Origin of the sequence: Amycolatopsis sp. BJA-103, from assembly GCF_002849735.1 — a bacterium.
In the GTDB taxonomy this organism is placed as follows: domain Bacteria; phylum Actinomycetota; class Actinomycetes; order Mycobacteriales; family Pseudonocardiaceae; genus Amycolatopsis.
This window is the reverse complement of the sequence record NZ_CP017780.1, coordinates 3,761,488-3,777,148: the sequence shown is the minus strand read 5'-3', so window position 1 is coordinate 3,777,148 and position 15,661 is coordinate 3,761,488. Positions and strand designations below refer to the sequence as shown.

Annotated in this window: 12 protein-coding genes; 5 read left to right on the top strand and 7 right to left on the bottom strand. The window is 67.7% G+C overall.

The features are described 5' to 3' along the window. Nucleotides 1-310: 310 nt before the first annotated feature. The 4 genes from BKN51_RS44010 to BKN51_RS16350 all read right to left on the bottom strand — a co-directional run bounded on the left by BKN51_RS44010 (nt 311) and on the right by BKN51_RS16350 (nt 6,547). Nucleotides 311-1,078, bottom strand: coding sequence for a hypothetical protein (locus tag BKN51_RS44010; protein ID WP_199192970.1), 768 nt, complete (start codon nt 1,076-1,078; stop codon nt 311-313). 321 nt (nt 1,079-1,399) lie between these two features. After that, nucleotides 1,400-1,762, bottom strand: a complete 363-nt coding sequence (locus BKN51_RS16360) for a hypothetical protein (protein WP_101608479.1) — start codon at nt 1,760-1,762, stop codon at nt 1,400-1,402. Nucleotides 1,763-1,850: 88 nt separating this feature from the next. Then, nucleotides 1,851-6,143, bottom strand: coding sequence for a caspase, EACC1-associated type (locus tag BKN51_RS16355; protein WP_101608478.1), 4,293 nt, complete (start codon nt 6,141-6,143; stop codon nt 1,851-1,853). Continuing rightward, nucleotides 6,140-6,547 (bottom strand): effector-associated constant component EACC1, encoded by a 408-nt coding sequence (locus BKN51_RS16350; RefSeq protein ID WP_146044318.1) that lies wholly within the window; start codon nt 6,545-6,547, stop codon nt 6,140-6,142. The genes BKN51_RS16355 and BKN51_RS16350 overlap by 4 nt, the downstream gene beginning before the upstream one ends. A gap of 369 nt (nt 6,548-6,916) precedes the next feature. On the opposite strand from BKN51_RS16350, the gene BKN51_RS43115 reads away from it, so the two are divergent. Together BKN51_RS43115 and BKN51_RS44005 are read left to right on the top strand one after the other, a co-directional pair. Beyond that, nucleotides 6,917-7,414 carry a hypothetical protein gene (locus tag BKN51_RS43115; protein WP_146044319.1) on the top strand — a complete coding sequence of 166 codons (498 nt, stop codon included), beginning with the start codon at nt 6,917-6,919 and terminating at the stop codon, nt 7,412-7,414. A 396-nt stretch (nt 7,415-7,810) separates the two neighbouring features. Then, a complete protein-coding gene (locus BKN51_RS44005) occupies nt 7,811-8,179 on the top strand; it encodes a hypothetical protein (protein WP_199192974.1) in 369 nt (122 codons plus the stop codon). A gap of 302 nt (nt 8,180-8,481) precedes the next feature. Here the strand turns inward: BKN51_RS44005 and BKN51_RS16330 are convergent, their stop codons facing one another. The 3 genes from BKN51_RS16330 to BKN51_RS16315 all read right to left on the bottom strand — a co-directional run bounded on the left by BKN51_RS16330 (nt 8,482) and on the right by BKN51_RS16315 (nt 11,802). Then, nucleotides 8,482-9,654, bottom strand: coding sequence for a hypothetical protein (locus BKN51_RS16330; protein WP_101608475.1), 1,173 nt, complete (start codon nt 9,652-9,654; stop codon nt 8,482-8,484). Between the two features lie 643 nt (nt 9,655-10,297). Next, nucleotides 10,298-10,807 carry a hypothetical protein gene (locus tag BKN51_RS16320; RefSeq protein WP_101608474.1) on the bottom strand — a complete coding sequence of 170 codons (510 nt, stop codon included), beginning with the start codon at nt 10,805-10,807 and terminating at the stop codon, nt 10,298-10,300. Further along, complete coding sequence (locus BKN51_RS16315) at nt 10,804-11,802, bottom strand: SAM-dependent methyltransferase (RefSeq protein ID WP_101608473.1); 999 nt, start codon at nt 11,800-11,802, stop codon at nt 10,804-10,806. The genes BKN51_RS16320 and BKN51_RS16315 overlap by 4 nt, the downstream gene beginning before the upstream one ends. 305 nt (nt 11,803-12,107) lie before the next feature. On the opposite strand from BKN51_RS16315, the gene BKN51_RS16310 reads away from it, so the two are divergent. From BKN51_RS16310 to BKN51_RS16300, 3 genes are all read left to right on the top strand, one after another. Next, complete coding sequence (locus BKN51_RS16310) at nt 12,108-12,380, top strand: hypothetical protein (RefSeq protein WP_101608472.1); 273 nt, start codon at nt 12,108-12,110, stop codon at nt 12,378-12,380. Next, on the top strand, nt 12,377-12,826 hold the full coding sequence (locus BKN51_RS16305; protein ID WP_102906598.1) for an RNA polymerase sigma factor: 450 nt from the start codon (nt 12,377-12,379) through the stop codon (nt 12,824-12,826). Before BKN51_RS16310 ends, BKN51_RS16305 begins: the two co-directional genes overlap by 4 nt. 116 nt (nt 12,827-12,942) lie before the next feature. Beyond that, entirely contained in the window at nt 12,943-15,267 is a 2,325-nt protein-coding gene (locus tag BKN51_RS16300) for an EAL domain-containing protein (protein ID WP_101608470.1), read from the top strand. The last annotated feature ends 394 nt before the right edge of the window (nt 15,268-15,661 follow it).

Below are 15,661 nucleotides of genomic sequence, written 5' to 3'. Positions count from 1 at the left end.
TCGGCCACCCGCTCACAGCCGCACGCCAAAGGTATCTGGTCCTCCGGGCCATCAACCATCTGGGCACACGCCAGATAGCGCACCGGAACGGGGCCTGGCCACCCCAACGCCACCGGTATCGGCGCCGGACGCGGTCTCGGTTGGCCGCCCCGCCGAGGACACCATCGCTGCGGCCACGACGTCACCGCTGCCGAGCGGAAACCCCGGGGACATCTCATCGCGGAGTCCCTATTCAGGCGCCCTGCCTGCCGGGCCTGATACTGATAGCCGACGGCCTTTCCCGGGACTGCTGACCGCTGGCGGGCCAGTCTCACTGGAACGGGGCCCGGCCGTCGGCAAGCCTCCCGGTTCCAGTAGCGGTGTGCCGGGCGGGCGCAGCGGTGCGTTCCCGCCGGGGGCTTCGGCGCGTTCGGCCACAGGAGCCGGCGCAAGGCCAGGCGTAGTGGGGCGGGATCCGCTGGCATCTCACCCCGGTGGCACGCCCGTGACGGGTGGTTCCCGGCGCAAGCAGGATGACGAGCAACGGCCATCGAGTCCTTACACCGACCTGGACACGCCGATCATCTTCGAAACCGATCAACGAACCGCGCCCCCCACGATCGGCGTGCATGAGGAAAGGTGAATCGAGGGACGTACCTGCTGGGTCCTGACGTACGAAATACTCCTGTTTGGTGCGCAGCGCCGGCTGGTCGTTGTCGCGGTCGCGTCGTAGGCGGCCTCGCCGGTCGGCGGCCAGGTCGGATGGCTTGATCACCACGAGGAGCAGGCCGTGAGCGGGGATCAGCTCGTCGCGACGCTGGTCGTACAAGGCGCGTTGTCGGCCGCGGTGGACACCGCTGACGGTGAGCCGGTCGGGTTTGTCGAAATGCGGGACGGGCTGGTCGTGCTGGATCTCCCGGTACTCGACCACGAGCCGATGTTCCGGCCAGTAGCTGTCGACGGGCAGCCGGACCGTGCGCCCGTATTTGCCGGGATCCCCGCGCAGCCAGTCGAACTGGGCTTGGCGCTGGCCGGGCCCGCCCAGGATCTCGTCGCACAGGTCGAGCACGTTAGCCTCGTCGCTGTTGTCACGCCTCATCCTGGTTATCGTGCCAGGTAGTGGCGACCCGACGCGATCGACGCGGATCCTGGGGGAGCTGACGTCTCGCGATTCCGCTGAGCCACCTGGGCGTGGCTAATTGCGGTTCAGGCCGTGCTTCCGGGTGAGGAGCGCTGCTTTGAAGTGGGCTTCCGCTGCGTCGACTTTCTGCTGTGGGGGTGCTGGGCCCGAAGACCCGCAGGATGCTGAACTGGAAGTGGCGCGTGTGTGCGGGATCCAGGCCCCTCAGGTACCGCAGCGCATAGATACCTTGCACGGCTCCGAGCGCGGTGCGCCAGTCCCGGTATCGCGAGTCCTCGACTACAGCCTGCAGATCGGCATGAGTGATGAGGACGTGGTCGTAGCCGGGGAATCCACCCTGGCTGGGTCGGCTATCTCGACCACTGGCAATCGAGAACCGATTGCCCGGGTCTTGGCCCAGTCGACGGTGTCTTTCGACCATTCCACGACAAGCCTCTCGCGCAGAGTGGCCAGGGCGTCAGAGCGGCGCAGGTCGAAGAAGCGGTGGGCTTCGGTGCGCTCGGAGGGGAGTTCACTGTGATTCTCGTTGGCGGTGAGGAACTGAGAGAGCTGGCCGCCGTCGGCCATGAAGATCAGCCAAACCGGCGCAGGGGTCCGGCCGAGTTTGTTGTTGATCCCCTGTTTGCGGGTGTAGGTCAGCAAGGGAGCGGTAGTCAGATCCGCCGGCGAGTAGCCGCCTGGCGCCGTGCTGGCGGTGAGTAACTACTGTATTTCCTCAACGGGTGAATGATCATTGGCATGGGGGTTGGTAGGGCCGGTCGGGCAGGAAGTGCTCCCATTGCTGCGGCGTGATCGGGTCGCCTGCCGAGGAGCAGAGCGGGCCGAGGATGTGCTCGGGATCGCTGCTCCAGAAGTCCACGCCGGTGCTGGAACGGCTGACTGCGAGGATCCGGCCGTCAGGGCTGAACGCGACCGACTCCACCAGTGCGGTGCTCTTGCCCGGCAGGTAGAACTGGAGCTGTGCTGAAGCCGGGTCGGCCACGGTCCACACCTCGGGGCGCAAGTCGGGGTCCGCACCATCGTGGTGCCGGACGGTCAACGCGAGGCGGGTCCCGTCCGGGCTGAACTTCGGCGCCCCTACGGATGCCCCGATATCGGGCACAACAACCGCGTCGCCGGCGGGGCGGCCGTGTTCGACTCGCCATAGGCGCAGGGTTCCGCGGAAGGTGACTGCGAGCAGCTTTCCGTTAGGGCTCAGGTCGAAGTGGACATACCCCGCGTCTGCGGGCAGCGGGAGTCGCCACCGCTCGACCGGGCGCCCGGGATCGGCGAAGTCCCAGCCACGAATCTCCCTGGCGGCTTCCGAAGTCGTCCCGCCGAGCGAAACCTTCGCGAACAGCATTGTCCCGTCAGGGGAAAACGCCATGTCCTCGGTTTCGACCGGCAACTGGCCGAGCATGCGTGGATGTCGCGGATCGGCGATGTCGTACACCCGGACGGTGGGGTTGTCGGCCACCGCGAGGATTGGCTTGGTGGGGTGGAACTCCAGCGCGTCCGCACTAGCTTGGAGATCGTCGATCGTGCCAAGCACGGGCGCGCCCGGCGCCTTGGTGTCGTGGAGGCGGACAACCGGTTTCTGGTCGCCGGTTACCACTCCCGAGGCAAGAATCGCGCCGTCGGGACTGAGGCCCACATCCGCGGAGCGGCGCGGCTGGCGACCCGGAACTGTCACCAGGAGCTTGGGATGCGTCACGTCGGTGACGTCCCACAACATGTTCGAGCCCCACTCCTGTACCACCACCAGCCAGCGCCTGCCGTCGGAGCGGAACACCAAGTCGGCAGCGATGTGTCCTGCCCACGGCATGGACCCCAATGCTCCTGGCTGGTCGGGATTGGACAATTCCCAGACGTAGAGACCGTTGGCGGTGGCCTGGAGCAGGTTCCCGCCATCACCAGGACTGAACACCACCCGCCCAGACTTGACATACGGATCGACGTCCATCGATGCGCCCCGCGAGAACACCCCAGGTGCTGGATCGGAGGTGTATTTCAGGACGTCCCATCCTCCGCGGCAGCTGACGACGAGGTGCTTGTTCGCCGGACTGAACGCGACCGAGGTCAGGGGGTTGGTACTGGAACAGGGGCCGGATGGAATGCCTCTACCGTCGTTGGGGATCTGCTGGGGCGCGCGCGGGTTGTCCAGCCGCCACAGGCGCATGCCACGCGCCCGGTCGCCTGGAGTGGCCAGCATTTGCCCGGACTGATCGAAAGCGACCCGGTGCAGCGGGAGTCCCTCTTCAAGATCCGTTTTCTCGAGTTTGCGTTCGGTAAAGGTAGTGAGTGGCTCGGCCTGGGCATCCAGGGACCAGAGCTGGACCCGCCCGTCGACGCTCGCGCTGGCAAGCAGATTCCGCTGCGGGGACGCGGCCAGCGAGTCGACCATGGCACCGTGCGCGCGCAGAGGTGGCAGCGGCTTCGGGGCCGTTGCATCGCCCAGATCCCAGGCGGCGATGGCGCCGGAGGTCAGCCCCGCGTACAGGATGCCGCGATCTCCGCCGAGCACGATCGACGAAATGGTGCCGTCCACCGTCGCCTTGGCGAGTTGCCGCGGCTGGGCGGGATCGGTGAGGTCCCACAGCTGAACCGCTCCCGGCTCGGCCACGGCGAGCCGGGAGCCGTTGTGGTTGAGGGCGATCGGGCCGGTGCGCCGGGTGACCACCCGGCCGAGGTTGGGCTTGTCCTGGCCGCGCAGCAGGATCGCGTCGCCGGTGGAGAGCGCGGTGACGCGGCCGTCGATGCTGTGGAGGACGTCGGCGACAGGGGCGCCCTGGCTGATCACGCCGGGAGTCCGCCTGCTGTTGAACAGCGCGCTGCGCCCGGCATCCGGGTTGATCCGGTAGGAGATCAGGCTCAGTTGTTTGGCCAGGCCGGGTTGCTTCGCCCGTTGCGCGTCCGCTTCCAGGGCCAGATACCGGGCCAGGTCACGATCTTGGGCCTGGGCAGCCCGCTGTTGGAAGACGATGGCGCCGGTCAGGCCGGAGAGGGCCAGCAACGACAGCACCGCGAGGAAGGCCGTGACCACCCTTTTGCGACGGACACCACGCCGTTCGTACTGCCATGACTCGGCCATGAACTGGGCGAGCACTGGTTCCAGGTCGGTGGCGCTGGTCGGGGCCTGGGCTGCTCGCTCGCGGAGCGCGGCCAGGCGAGCTCCCCGGTACAGCAAGGACGGATCGCGATCGGCCCGGTCCCAGCTGGTCGCGTCTTCGGCCAGTTGTTGGTGGGTACGCAGCCAGTCGCGGTCGGCGTCCACCCATTCCCTGAACCGTGGCCAGGCGCGGAGCAGCACCTCGTGGCTGAGCCGGACGGTATCCCGGTCCACGGTGAGCAGCCGGGCCTCGGTGAGCTTCTCAATCAACTGCTGGGCGGCCTCCGGATCAGGCAGGCCGTGCAACAACGTGGTGCGGTCCACTGGTCTGGCCGTGTCCGCTGAATCCTCGCCCACTCGCACCAGCCTGGGCAGAACCCGCCGCGCGGCTTCCTGGCCCAGCTCGTCCAGTTCGGTGTACACCTGCTCGGCGGTGGTCGCGATCGCCTGCGCGATTCCGCCGGAGGCCCGGTACCCGGCCACGGTGAGCCGCGCCCCGCTGCGCTGACGCCAGGTGGCCCACAACGCGTGCGACAGCAGCGGCAGCGCGCCGTGCCCGTCGGCGGCCGCGCCGAGTTCGTGCAGGATCACGTCGGCGAGCCCGTCATCCAGGGCCAGCCCGGCCGCAGCGGCGGGCCGTTCGATCGCGGCGCGCAGCTCACCGGACGTCATTGGCTCGACCAGGATCTGCTTGTCGCGCAGCGCCGCGAGCAGTTCCGGGTGCGCGGCCGCCTGGCCGTAGAAGTCCGCGCGCAACGCGAGCACCACTGCTCCCCGCAACTCGCCGACGACGCGCAGGAACTCGGCCCGTTCGGTTGGGTCCGCGCAGAGCGTGAACAACTCCTCGAACTGATCGATCACCACCAGTCGTTCTTTCGGGTCGGTCTCGCCGAGCAGGCTGGTCAGCCGGCTCAGCGGACTCGTGCCAGGGGTGAGTCGCAGGATGGACAAGCCTGGCGAGCCAGGTAGCCTGTCCCGGTGCAGTTTGGCCAGCAGACCAGCGTTGAGCAGGGAGGTCTTGCCTGAGCCGGACGCACCGACCAGCACCACCGGACCCGATTCGCCCGCTACCGCGGCGAGCAGTTCACCGGTCATCCGTTCCCGGCCGTGGAAGACCTCGGCGTCCTCGGCGCTGAAGGCGTCCAGGCCCGGATAGGGACAGCGACCGGGGTGTTGCGGCTCCGGTGCCGGCCGCGACGGGGAGGAGACCGCGGGGTTGGGCGCGAGTACAAGATTCCCCGAACGGTCACCCGCCTGCCGCCGGGGCAACGGCCGGTGCTGGTCCCGCATGGCCCGAAACACCGCGTCGTAGACCGCGTCCAGGGTCAGCTGGTGCGGTCCGCGCGGATCTCCCCGAGTGAGGAGTTCGATGAACGCCCCGGTGAACGCGGTGTGCGCGGCCTCGGGCGGGGCGAGCGCGAGTTGCTCGGCGGACCCGATGAGGTACATCCCGTGCGCGGGCGCCATGGTGAAGGCGGGCACCGCGGGCCCATTGCCCAGCGCCGCCCGCCCGGAAAAGCAGCAGTCGAGCACAACCACTACCGATGCTGCCCGGCTGGCGCCTAGTGCTTGGCGCAGGGTGGCGAAGGACAGTGCCTGGTGCTCGGCCAGGCCGGGCACCAGGCGGTCGGTGCCGCTGGCGGCCAGGTACAGCTCGTTGCCCGGCCCGAGCAGACCGTGCCCGACGAACCAGACCAGCAGCGCGGACTCCGCCCGCTGCGCCTCCTCGGTGATGGCCAGCGCCATGGTCTGCGCGTCCGGCGGATCGAGGACCGCGCGGACACGGCTGGCATCCACCCCACACCGTTCCTGGAGCACGCTCCGAAGCGCGGTGAAGGTACGGGCCACAGACGGGACCGAGGACAGGGTGGGACCTTGATGGGTGGCGGTGGCGATCAGTACGACCCTTGCGCCCTCGCCGGATAGACCGGTCACTGGTCGCTGGGCGGTTGCTTGTCCGGCTCCAGCATCGCGACGACCTGCCCCAGTTGCTGCTGCAGTGCCGCCGCGTCAAGATCGGCAACGTTCTTCGCGATGATCTCCATCGTTCGCCGGCCGGGCAGCGTCAGCTTGACCCGGACTTCGCTACGCCGTGTCCGCAACCAGCCGAGCACTGTGGCGGCGATCGCGGTCGCCGCCCCGGCCGGGCCTAGCGCCACTACCAGCGCGTCCAGCACTGGCCCCAGGGTCCCTGGCTCCGGTGGCCGTTCGCTGAGCCTGACCCGGCCGCGCAACTCCTCATTTTCCCCCAGCCACTCGTGCAGCGACCGCAGCTCGTCGCCCGCTTCCGGGCCTTCCACTTTCGCGACCAGATCCACGACCCCACCCCTGGTAGGCACTCGGTTACTCCCCGCCTGAGCGTAGCGAAATGCGACCGGCGCCTACTAGTCATTGGAGCTGCCCTGTTCCCGGACAAGCTCACCGAGCTCTGCCTCAGCACATGCGTGAGCACTGCCGGTATCGCCGGGCAAGTCGGGCATTACGCCGGCATCATCGCGCAGCTCGCCGGCGACCATCGCATCCGGTTCGTATGCCCGGCCGACACCTGACCACCGGCATTGACCGAGACTGGATTCACGAGTAATGCCACATCATCCTGGGGCGCAGGCTGCGACCCTCGCCTGCGAAGGCGACGGACGCGACCGTCCGCGTGTAGGTCGGAAGATATTCATGCCTGTCGTCTCCGCCTGGGCGTCTAGAGTTCGTCCGTGGCGATCTACTTCTCGCTGGAGGTCGACTTCGGCAGCAACCAGACCGAGGCCGAGTCCGCACGACAGCTCATTCGCGACAGCTCGCCTCTGCTCGTCGGCGCACGTCGAGTAGATCTGCATCGCCCGGATGGTGCAGGGCCGCGAGTAGCGGCGGTGCCGCAAGGAGTTGGCTACGGGTTGCCGGTCGAACTCGCCGATCGCACTGAGCGCCTCAATCTCGATATCGATGAATTGAGCGCGGTTGGCCGAAGCCTGTATGCCTTGCTTGGGAAGTTCACAGGTTACCGGATCGCGGCGGTTGGCTGGGAGCGCGCCGACACCTGGTTCGACCTCGACGAGTTGCGTTCCGACTACGCGGATGAACTGGCTGCAGGCGATCTCCCTGGGCTCGTGGTGTCCGACGACGTCTACGAGACACTGCCTGGGGCGAAGGGTTTCAAGACCTTTGAACCTGGCTACCAGTGGATACCTTATCGAGGCGAAAAGTCCACTTAGGATCCCAGCCACGCAGAGGGCATCCGGTCTCGACCATCCAAGGCACTCTGCCTGAAACCGGCTGGCACGCCGACCGCCGACCGACCGCTGGCTGGGAGGTGTGACGCCGCGCGCTGCCCGCAGGCCACCTCCAGCCGCGCACCGGGATGCCTGGGCTGGCTGCGCGAACACCACCTAAACCTTCCCCGACAGCCCACGCATCCCCGTCGGAGAAAGGAAACGCCTCACCGCCGAGCACGAACGCGGTGCCCATCAGCCATGTCAACTGCCGCGCCGTTGAGGAGGCCGAACGCGCGCTATGCGGCTACTTAACACTGGTCGGCAGGACCGCTACTGCTGGAGCTGTTTCCCGGCGGTGCGAAGAAGTTCCTGTCCGCGGCACAGGCCCGTGCGCTCTTGGCGAGGATCAAACCGCGCGACATCGTGGGCAAGACCCGCCGCCGTCTTGTCGTGGAGTTGATCGCCGAGATCGAGGCGATAGACAAGAAGTCCAAGGCCGCGGACAAGGATCTTCGTGAGTTGGTGATCGCCCGCGGCTCCGCGTTGCTGGACCTGCGCGGAATTGGGCCGTCCGGCGCCGCGCGGCTGCTGGCCGACGTCGGCGACATCCACCGGTTCGCCGGCCGTGCAGGAACGACCCCAGCGGGTCGGCGGGGCGGGGGCGGGCGGCCGTCGTGCTCAGGGTCGATGTCGTTGCAGCCTGCGATGCGCATCACCGCTGTCCCGACCTCAAGGGGCGTGAGTTCGCCGCTGAGCGCCAGATAGCCGAACGGTTCGACCTCGCCGACAGGCCAGAGGGCAAAGCCATCTGTCGCGTGGACCTCCAAGACGGGCTGCATCGTGATCACCCAGGAAGTGTCGCGCAGCCCGACCCGTCCTGCCTCCCAATTACGTTGTGCGCCTCGTTTCCTGTCATGCCTGAACTGACCTTGGCACGTGCGCGCCTCGCTCGGAACGCGCGCCTCGCGGCTATGAGAGTGCGTTGCGGCGTGGTCGCCTCACAGGGAATTCCCTTGGCTCCACGATGTGGCGCGTTCAAGGGAGTTAGCGCTCGCACCACGACTGCCTCAGCTTCCGAGGTCGTCGGCCCTCGGCTCGCCTGGGTGGGACGCTGCCAGTCGCTGGAACTCCTCTTCGGAGATCGGGAGCGTGGTGTACTCGAGCAGCAGGTTGCTGGTCGGCTGCCAGCCGTCCGGTGTCCACAGCTCGTATTCGAGTTCATACGGGTTCGGCAGGCGCTTGGCCAGGAAGAGGACGTTGCCGAGATCGTAGACATCGTCCCCTCTGCGGAAGACTGCTTGGTAGTCGTGGGCCCGGCCGCGGAACGCGCGCGATCTCCCCGTCATCGCAGCGACGTAGCGTGCGGTGCGGAAGTGCCGCTCGCTGAACTCCACCACCCACCAGCCGGGCTCCAGCCGCCCGAGAACGTCGGTGTGCCGCCAGCCGAGGCCGTCGGGGGACTCGTCGACCGATCCGGTGCGGCGAACCAGATCGTGGACGTAGTACCCGCCCTTGGTGGCGAGGCCATGCCACACGTCGAAGTACCTGACCTCGGCGGTCTCCCGTCCGCGGATGGCCCGTTCCAGATCGTCGCGGCCGACCGGCAGCACGACCCTGTCGCGCGGCTCCTTCCCCTGCACCCACGCACCCTCGTGCAGGCAGGTCTCCCATTCGCCGTCGCCGCTCGAGGGGCAGCGGATCAGCGCGTGCGCGCGGCCGATGTCCGCGACGTCGTCCAGCTTCTCGAACTCCGCGAAGTAGTGGTGACCGTCCACCTGTCCGGCTCGCCGCCGTGCCGCCAGCAGAGCGACGATGCCCGCAAGGCTGTCCCGTTCGAAGGAGGCCAGCGACAACGCATATCGGTGTTCCGGCAGTAGCTCGTCGACCACGGCGTAGGCGGAGCGCAGGTCGACCATGTCGGCCTCGTGCCGGAACACCGCGAAGCCGCCGCCTTCGAACCCGTCCCGCCGCTCGTGCTTCGCGGGCCCGCGGTCGTCGGCCACTTGCCTGAGCCTCTCCAGCTCTGCGGCGCTCACCTCGCGGTAGTCCTCGTAGGAGTTCCGGTCGCCGGTTTTCGACAGGCCATCGCTTCGCGTCCACACACCGTGCCCGACGTACTTCTGCTCGTCGTGAGAGCCGATGCTGCGGTAGAGGCCCTTGGCGTTACCGATATCGGACATGCCGCGTTGGTCTTCGAACAACGCGAAGTAGCGGTAGTCGGCCAGATAGCGCTCGAACACGCGATCACCCCCAAAGTGATCATCTGATCTTAGCGATCAGACCGGCGTCCGGGACGCATACCGGGCTCTCCATCCGGAGACACAGATCACGCGACTGCCTGCGAGGAGGCCGAAACGCAGACCGGCGCATTGAGCCCGCCGCGAGCGGTCTTCGGCCCCAAGCATCCGACGACCGAAAGTTGTCCGCTCGAATCGCCAATGCCCGCTCATCGGCATGAGCGAATGTTCAACGGACGCGGACGATTGGGTGGCGGAGGATGCTGGTGGAATTGTGTAGGTCGGCGTCGATGACGACGGTGGCGGGATCGACGCGGAGCAGCCGCTTGCTCTGCGCGACGGCAGGAGGGTCGTTCGTCCACCTATGATCGGTTGGCGACCCGGGAACTGGTCAAGGCTATCCGGGCGGCCGAGTCCGGGCATGTGAGGCTCGTCTTCTTCAACGATCCCACGCTGGTCGACGAGGGATTGCCGACCAGCTATCGGAATCACGACAGCAACTGCACGTCCGCTACTGGGAAGTGGCGCACCCGAACAGCCTCTACGTCTGCGGACTCCGCTCGTTCCCGCCGCGGCGGTCAGGTGGATGCGTCCATCAGGCCGGTGCGGTAGGCGTCAGGCCGCCGGAGCGCCTTTCTTTGTGTCATCAGGTGTTCAGCGCGGCCTCATACTCCTTCGCCTGGTCTGGCGTCAGGAAGCGTGATACCCGAACCAGTATCGTGCCCTTCACGTAGTCGTACTCGCCGACCATCGGCATGTTCTTGGCCACGGACTGGATGAAGTCCATCCGCGCTTTCGCGCCGGCCTCGTCACCGAACACTTCCACCGAGCCGCCGCGTTCCACAGCGTCCGCGCCGAGGTATTCGACGTCGGATGGCTTGACTCGCGAGTCGCTGAACGCGGTTTTCGAGGTGTAGCCGTTCGGACGGCCGAGCAGGTGGTTCGGGTCGTTCTCCGCGGTGTAAGTCTTGATCAGTTTCGCTGTGGCGATCTTTTGGCCGAGCGTTTTCGTGACGTCGTCGGCGGTTTTCGGTGTGCTGCTCCCGGCTTCAGCCGTGGCGGAGCCGATCGCCGATGGTGAGCTGCCGCCGCACGCGGTCAACGACAGTGCGGCCAGCGCGAGGGAAACGGCGGCCATGGTACGGCGGATGATCACGAATCCTCCAGCAAGATGATGGTCAATGCCGGTATGTCTCGTAGACCCGATCTTGCGTTACCGAACGTGGCCACATCTTGATCGTGGTGCGGTGCTGAGGCGGTGGCTGGCGATCGACCCCGATGCGGTCTGCGCTGACTGAGGCGGCTCTGCAGTGGCTGTTCGCCGCTACGCGTCAGGGTAGGCGGGCGACTGCACCGAGGACGAGCTCGTGGTCCGGGCCATCCGCGGGTTCGGCGTCGGGGAGCCAGCGGTTGGCGACGGTGATGCCTGGCGTGACGAGGTGGAGCCCCGGTCAGCCAGTCGGCGAGGGTGTTGCGGGTTCGGGTGACCAGCGGGCTGGCGCTGCTCTGGTAGGTGTCGATGCAGCGGCGGACCTGGCCGTGGAGGTCGGGTGGGGCGGTTTCGTCAGTGAGGTGGGAAAGGGCGATATAGCTGGCGGGCGGGAGTGCGTCGCGGTAAGCGGCGAGGATGGTGGCGGGGTCGTCGTGGTCGGGGATGAAGTGCAGGACCGCGATCATCAGCAGCCCGATCGGCTGGTCGAAGTCGAGGTGGCCGCGGACGGTGGCGTTGTCGAGTATGTCGGCGGGGTAGCGCAGGTCGGCGTCGATGGCCACGGTGGCGGGGTCGTCGCGGAGTAGCAGCTTGCTTTGTGCGACGGCGACCGGGTCGTTGTCGACGTAGACCACGGTGACGCCGGGGGAGAGCGCGCGGGCGATGTGGTGGGCGTTGCCGACGGTGGGTATGCCGGACCCGATGTCGATGAACTGGCGGACACCGTTCTCGACGAGATAGGTGACGGCGCGGCGGAGGAAGTTGCGGTTGTCCAGTGCCATCGTCTTCGACGCGGGGAGGATCTCGAGTACGTGTTCGGCGAAGGCCCGGTCGACCGGGGTGTTGAAGGAGCCGCCGAGGAAGTAGTCGTGGGCGCGGGCGACGCTGGGTTTCTCGGGATCGACGGAACGCTCGTGCCGGGGAGTGGTCTCGTCCGGCACAGGTCCTCCTTTCGTCGAATAGTCAGGCTAGCAACCGAAAGTTGCTGGTTGCATCCTCCAGGCAGGCGGTTACCCGGTGATCTGCCCCGGGTCGCGGAGTTGGCCGGACGCTGTCACTGAACCGAGTGAGGGCACGACGGTATTCCGACCTGTTTTCCGGGGTGTGTTCATCCGTTCGTGGTTGTGTGAGCCCTTTCGGGCGACATGACTTCAAAATCGCCGCTTCTGCCGAGTAGGAGGTGACGGCGCGCTTCCCCCCGGGCGGCCTGTCGGCTCACTGTCCCGAAGGAAGGAATACCCCCAACATGTCCCCGAACTGGACGCCGCTGATCTTAGTGGTGTTCGCCGCGATGGGCTGGCGCCATGCCAGGCCTGGGCTCGCCCGTGCGGGCCAGTGTGCCGCGGCGATGCTGCTGGCGTGGTGGGTCGCGAAGATCCAGACCCGAGCGGCGATCCGCATTCTGCGTGGATTCACGGTGGAACGCGGTGTTGTGCGGATGGCGGGCGTGGGGCTGAGCGCTCCGGGTGCCGTGCTGACCGTCGTGCTGGCCTCGCCGTGGGCACAGGGTGCCGAGTGACCGACTCGGCTCACCCGCCGGCACGGACCCCGTGGACAGAGCAGGACTACCTGGAGTGCTCGATGATCGTCAGCGAGAAACGCGCCGGGCTCACACAGTTCGTCCGCAGATCCGCACCGCTGGTGGATCACGACAACGTCGCTGGCGAGGCGCTGCTCGCGTTGTACGTGAACTGGCACACGATCCGCGGGGAGAAGCTCGCCTGGCTGTACCGTGTGGCGCGGAACAAGGCCGTGGATGCCTTGCGGGACAAGAACTTCGGCCATGCCGAGATCGATGAAGCGGAACTCGCGGCTGGGCAGTCGGCGCCGGTGGGGTCGTGGACTCCGTGGCGGCCGGGGCAGAGGATGCTGTTCGTGCACGCGCTGGGCACTTTGCCGCGTCACCTCGGGCTGACGTTGACGTTCCTGGACAAGGGATGGCGGATCGAGGACATCGCCGAGTAGCTGGGCGTCGGCTGCGGCACCGTCCGGTCCTACATCTCCCGCGCGAAAAAGGATCTGGCTCGCGAGATCTATTCACCTGAATCCGGTAACGGAACCCGACGTGAAGGGACGGATCGATGACCACAGCGGCGCCCCTGCCCGGCGACGAACACCACCACGACCCGCACAGCCAGCCCGCTTCGCCGTCGCAGGTCGGCGGCGAGGAGGCGCCCATGGCGCCTGATCCGCTGGAGGCGTCGATCACGGCGGGGTGGGACGTCACCGCGGATCCAGAGATCACCGACCCTGCCGTCGCGGCGACGATCGCGGCCGCAGTGGCGGAGGCGGGCAACCCGCTGTACCCGGGCCTGGACCTGACGGTCGAGGACACGATCGCGTTCGGGCGCCGCTGGTATCGCACGCTCGCGGCGAGCGCCTACCTTGCGTTGCAACGTAAGGACGCCGAGCAGGTGTTCGGTGGCTGGACCGCGGCGCTGCTGGGAGCGCTCGGCGCACCGATCCCCGACGGCGGCGAACCGCTGTCGTCGCCGAAGGAAATGCCCAGCCCCGCCGAAGTCGGCTACGAGCTGGCCTACGGTCATCGGCTGACCGCCGAGGCACTGGGGCTGTGCGTGTCACTGCTGTCGGATCTGGCGGCCGAGTTCACCCCACGTGCCCGCCGCGCGACGAAAGCCAGGGTGGTGGGGGAGTTCTGCAGCGGGTTCGCCGAAGGGCTGCAGGAACGGGTCCGCGACGACCAGACCGCACTCACCTCCGCGGTCCTCAACCTGGGCCTGGCCGTCACCGGCGCCGGAACCCGGGCGCGCCGCTTTCGTGCCGCCGTCACCAGCGCGGTTACCGCGATCCTGCACTGCAACGAGCAGGGCGGGATCATCGAGGCCAACACCACGGCCCAGACCCTGCTCGGCCGCACACTCACCCAGCTGCGCGGACTTCGGCTAGCGGACCTGGCCTTCTACCGCGAAGACGCCGACGAGATCCACCGCGCCCTGGCCACCCTCCCACCCGGCGACCACGACCTGCCCGACCACCCGCAGGTGACCACGGAATTCCGGATCCGCGCCGATGCTCATCAGCCACCGCGGTGGGCCACGGCGACGATTGGTCCTGCTCTCGACGAGCAGGGCGGTGTCACCGTCGTGCTCGGCAATGTGACGTTCCTGCGGGCGCTGGAACACGGTGTCGACATCGAGCCCGCCACCGGGCTGCTCACCGAAGTCGCCTTCGCGCAACAGACCCGCCGGATCCTCACCGACACCCCTGATCCGGCCATGTTGCTGACCATCCGTCTCGCCGGGTGGGCGCACCTCGACCACGTCTTGCCACAGGACCTGCGGGCCCGGCTCTTGGCGCAACTGCATTCCCGGATCCGCGGTGTGCACGACCCCGCCCGGCACCGGCAGTTGGTCGGCCGCCACGGCGACGACGTCCTCGTGTTGCTTTACGACCTCACGGATTGGACCACCGTGATCCATCTGGTCAAACAGCTCTCCGACTGGCTACGCGATCCCGTCCGGATCGACGCGCACCAGATCCGGCTCCGCCCCCGGATCGGGATCGCCGAAGCCCACCCCGCAGACACCCTCGACGAGCTGCTGCGCCGCACCCGCCGCGCCCTGCATGACACCGACGACGCCCGCGCTCCCTGGATCCACGCCGACCCGCCCGCGCACCAGCCCGGTCACGACGACCACCACCGGCTCGAACTCCTCGCCGACCTGGCCACTGCCCTCGACAGCGGCGCCCTGCACGTGGACTACCAGCCCATCCACACCGTCACCGGCCGGCTCGCCGCCGTCCGCCCCTGGCCCTATTGGCGAAGTCCCGGCGGAACCCGACGCGACCTGTGCGACATCGCCGACCTGGCAGACCACACCGGCCTGCTCTCCACCGCACTGCCGCACGTTCTCACCCGTGTCGCGCACGACACCGCCACCTGGTCCACCACATGCAGCGCGACACCCGCGATTCTGCTCGGCCTTCCCGGCTGCACCGTTCACGACGAACCCCTTCTGGACAGTCTCACCACCATCGCCGCAGAGACCGGCATCCAACCCGGCCAGCTGCAGTTCGCCGTCCCCGCACACGCCCTCACCGGGCAGCCAGCCGTCATCCGGCGACTCCGCGAACTTCCGGCCAGCTATACCGGCATCCGCCTCGCGCTGACCGACGTTCTCGACGACCACATTCCGCTCCAGGCGTTCACCACCGTCGACTGGGCCACCATCGCACTTACCGCATCGACCGTCACAGCCCTCACCAGTACCCCCGCCGGTGCACTGCCGCTCGACGCCGCGCTGAACACCATCCGCGCCCTCGGCGCGCAAGCACTCACCGACCACACCGCCCCGAGGGACGGCCATCACGACTTCGACCTCTACCGACACTCGGCCTGCGTCACCGCACGGGATATCGGTGACCAGCTCACGGCAACCGGATAGCCGTCACGACTCCACACGTGTCGCGTCCTGTTCCTGGCCCAGAGAAGGTCTCTGCAGCAGACAGTTCGCCGACCTCGGTGGTCACCGGCGGTGTATCCGGGGTCGGCGTTCACCGGATTATGGGCACAGGCGGGCCTCTCGATCACGGCGGCCGGGACCTTGCCGCGCGCAGGGAACTCGGCCCTGGGGTTTCGGGCCTATGGCATGCTCGGTATTGGTGACCAGTTCTTGTTCATCGCTGCCGACCTGGATGAATGCGTAAACATCGGGAGTGGCGGCTGTATCGCCGCGGCGTGCTTCCATTCTGGCCCGGCGCGAGGTGGGCCGTCGCCGTGGTTGCGGCTGGATTGCTTGGGGCATCATGCCGCTCGTCCACCGGGGTGGGTTGGGCGCA

Coding starts and splice junctions, on each gene's coding strand:
- BKN51_RS44010 (WP_199192970.1), bottom strand. CDS start 1,078: ATGAGGCGTGACAACAGCGACGAGGCTAACGTGCTCGACCTGTGCGAC.
- BKN51_RS16310 (WP_101608472.1), top strand. CDS start 12,108: ATGTCCCCGAACTGGACGCCGCTGATCTTAGTGGTGTTCGCCGCGATG.
- BKN51_RS16300 (WP_101608470.1), top strand. CDS start 12,943: ATGACCACAGCGGCGCCCCTGCCCGGCGACGAACACCACCACGACCCG.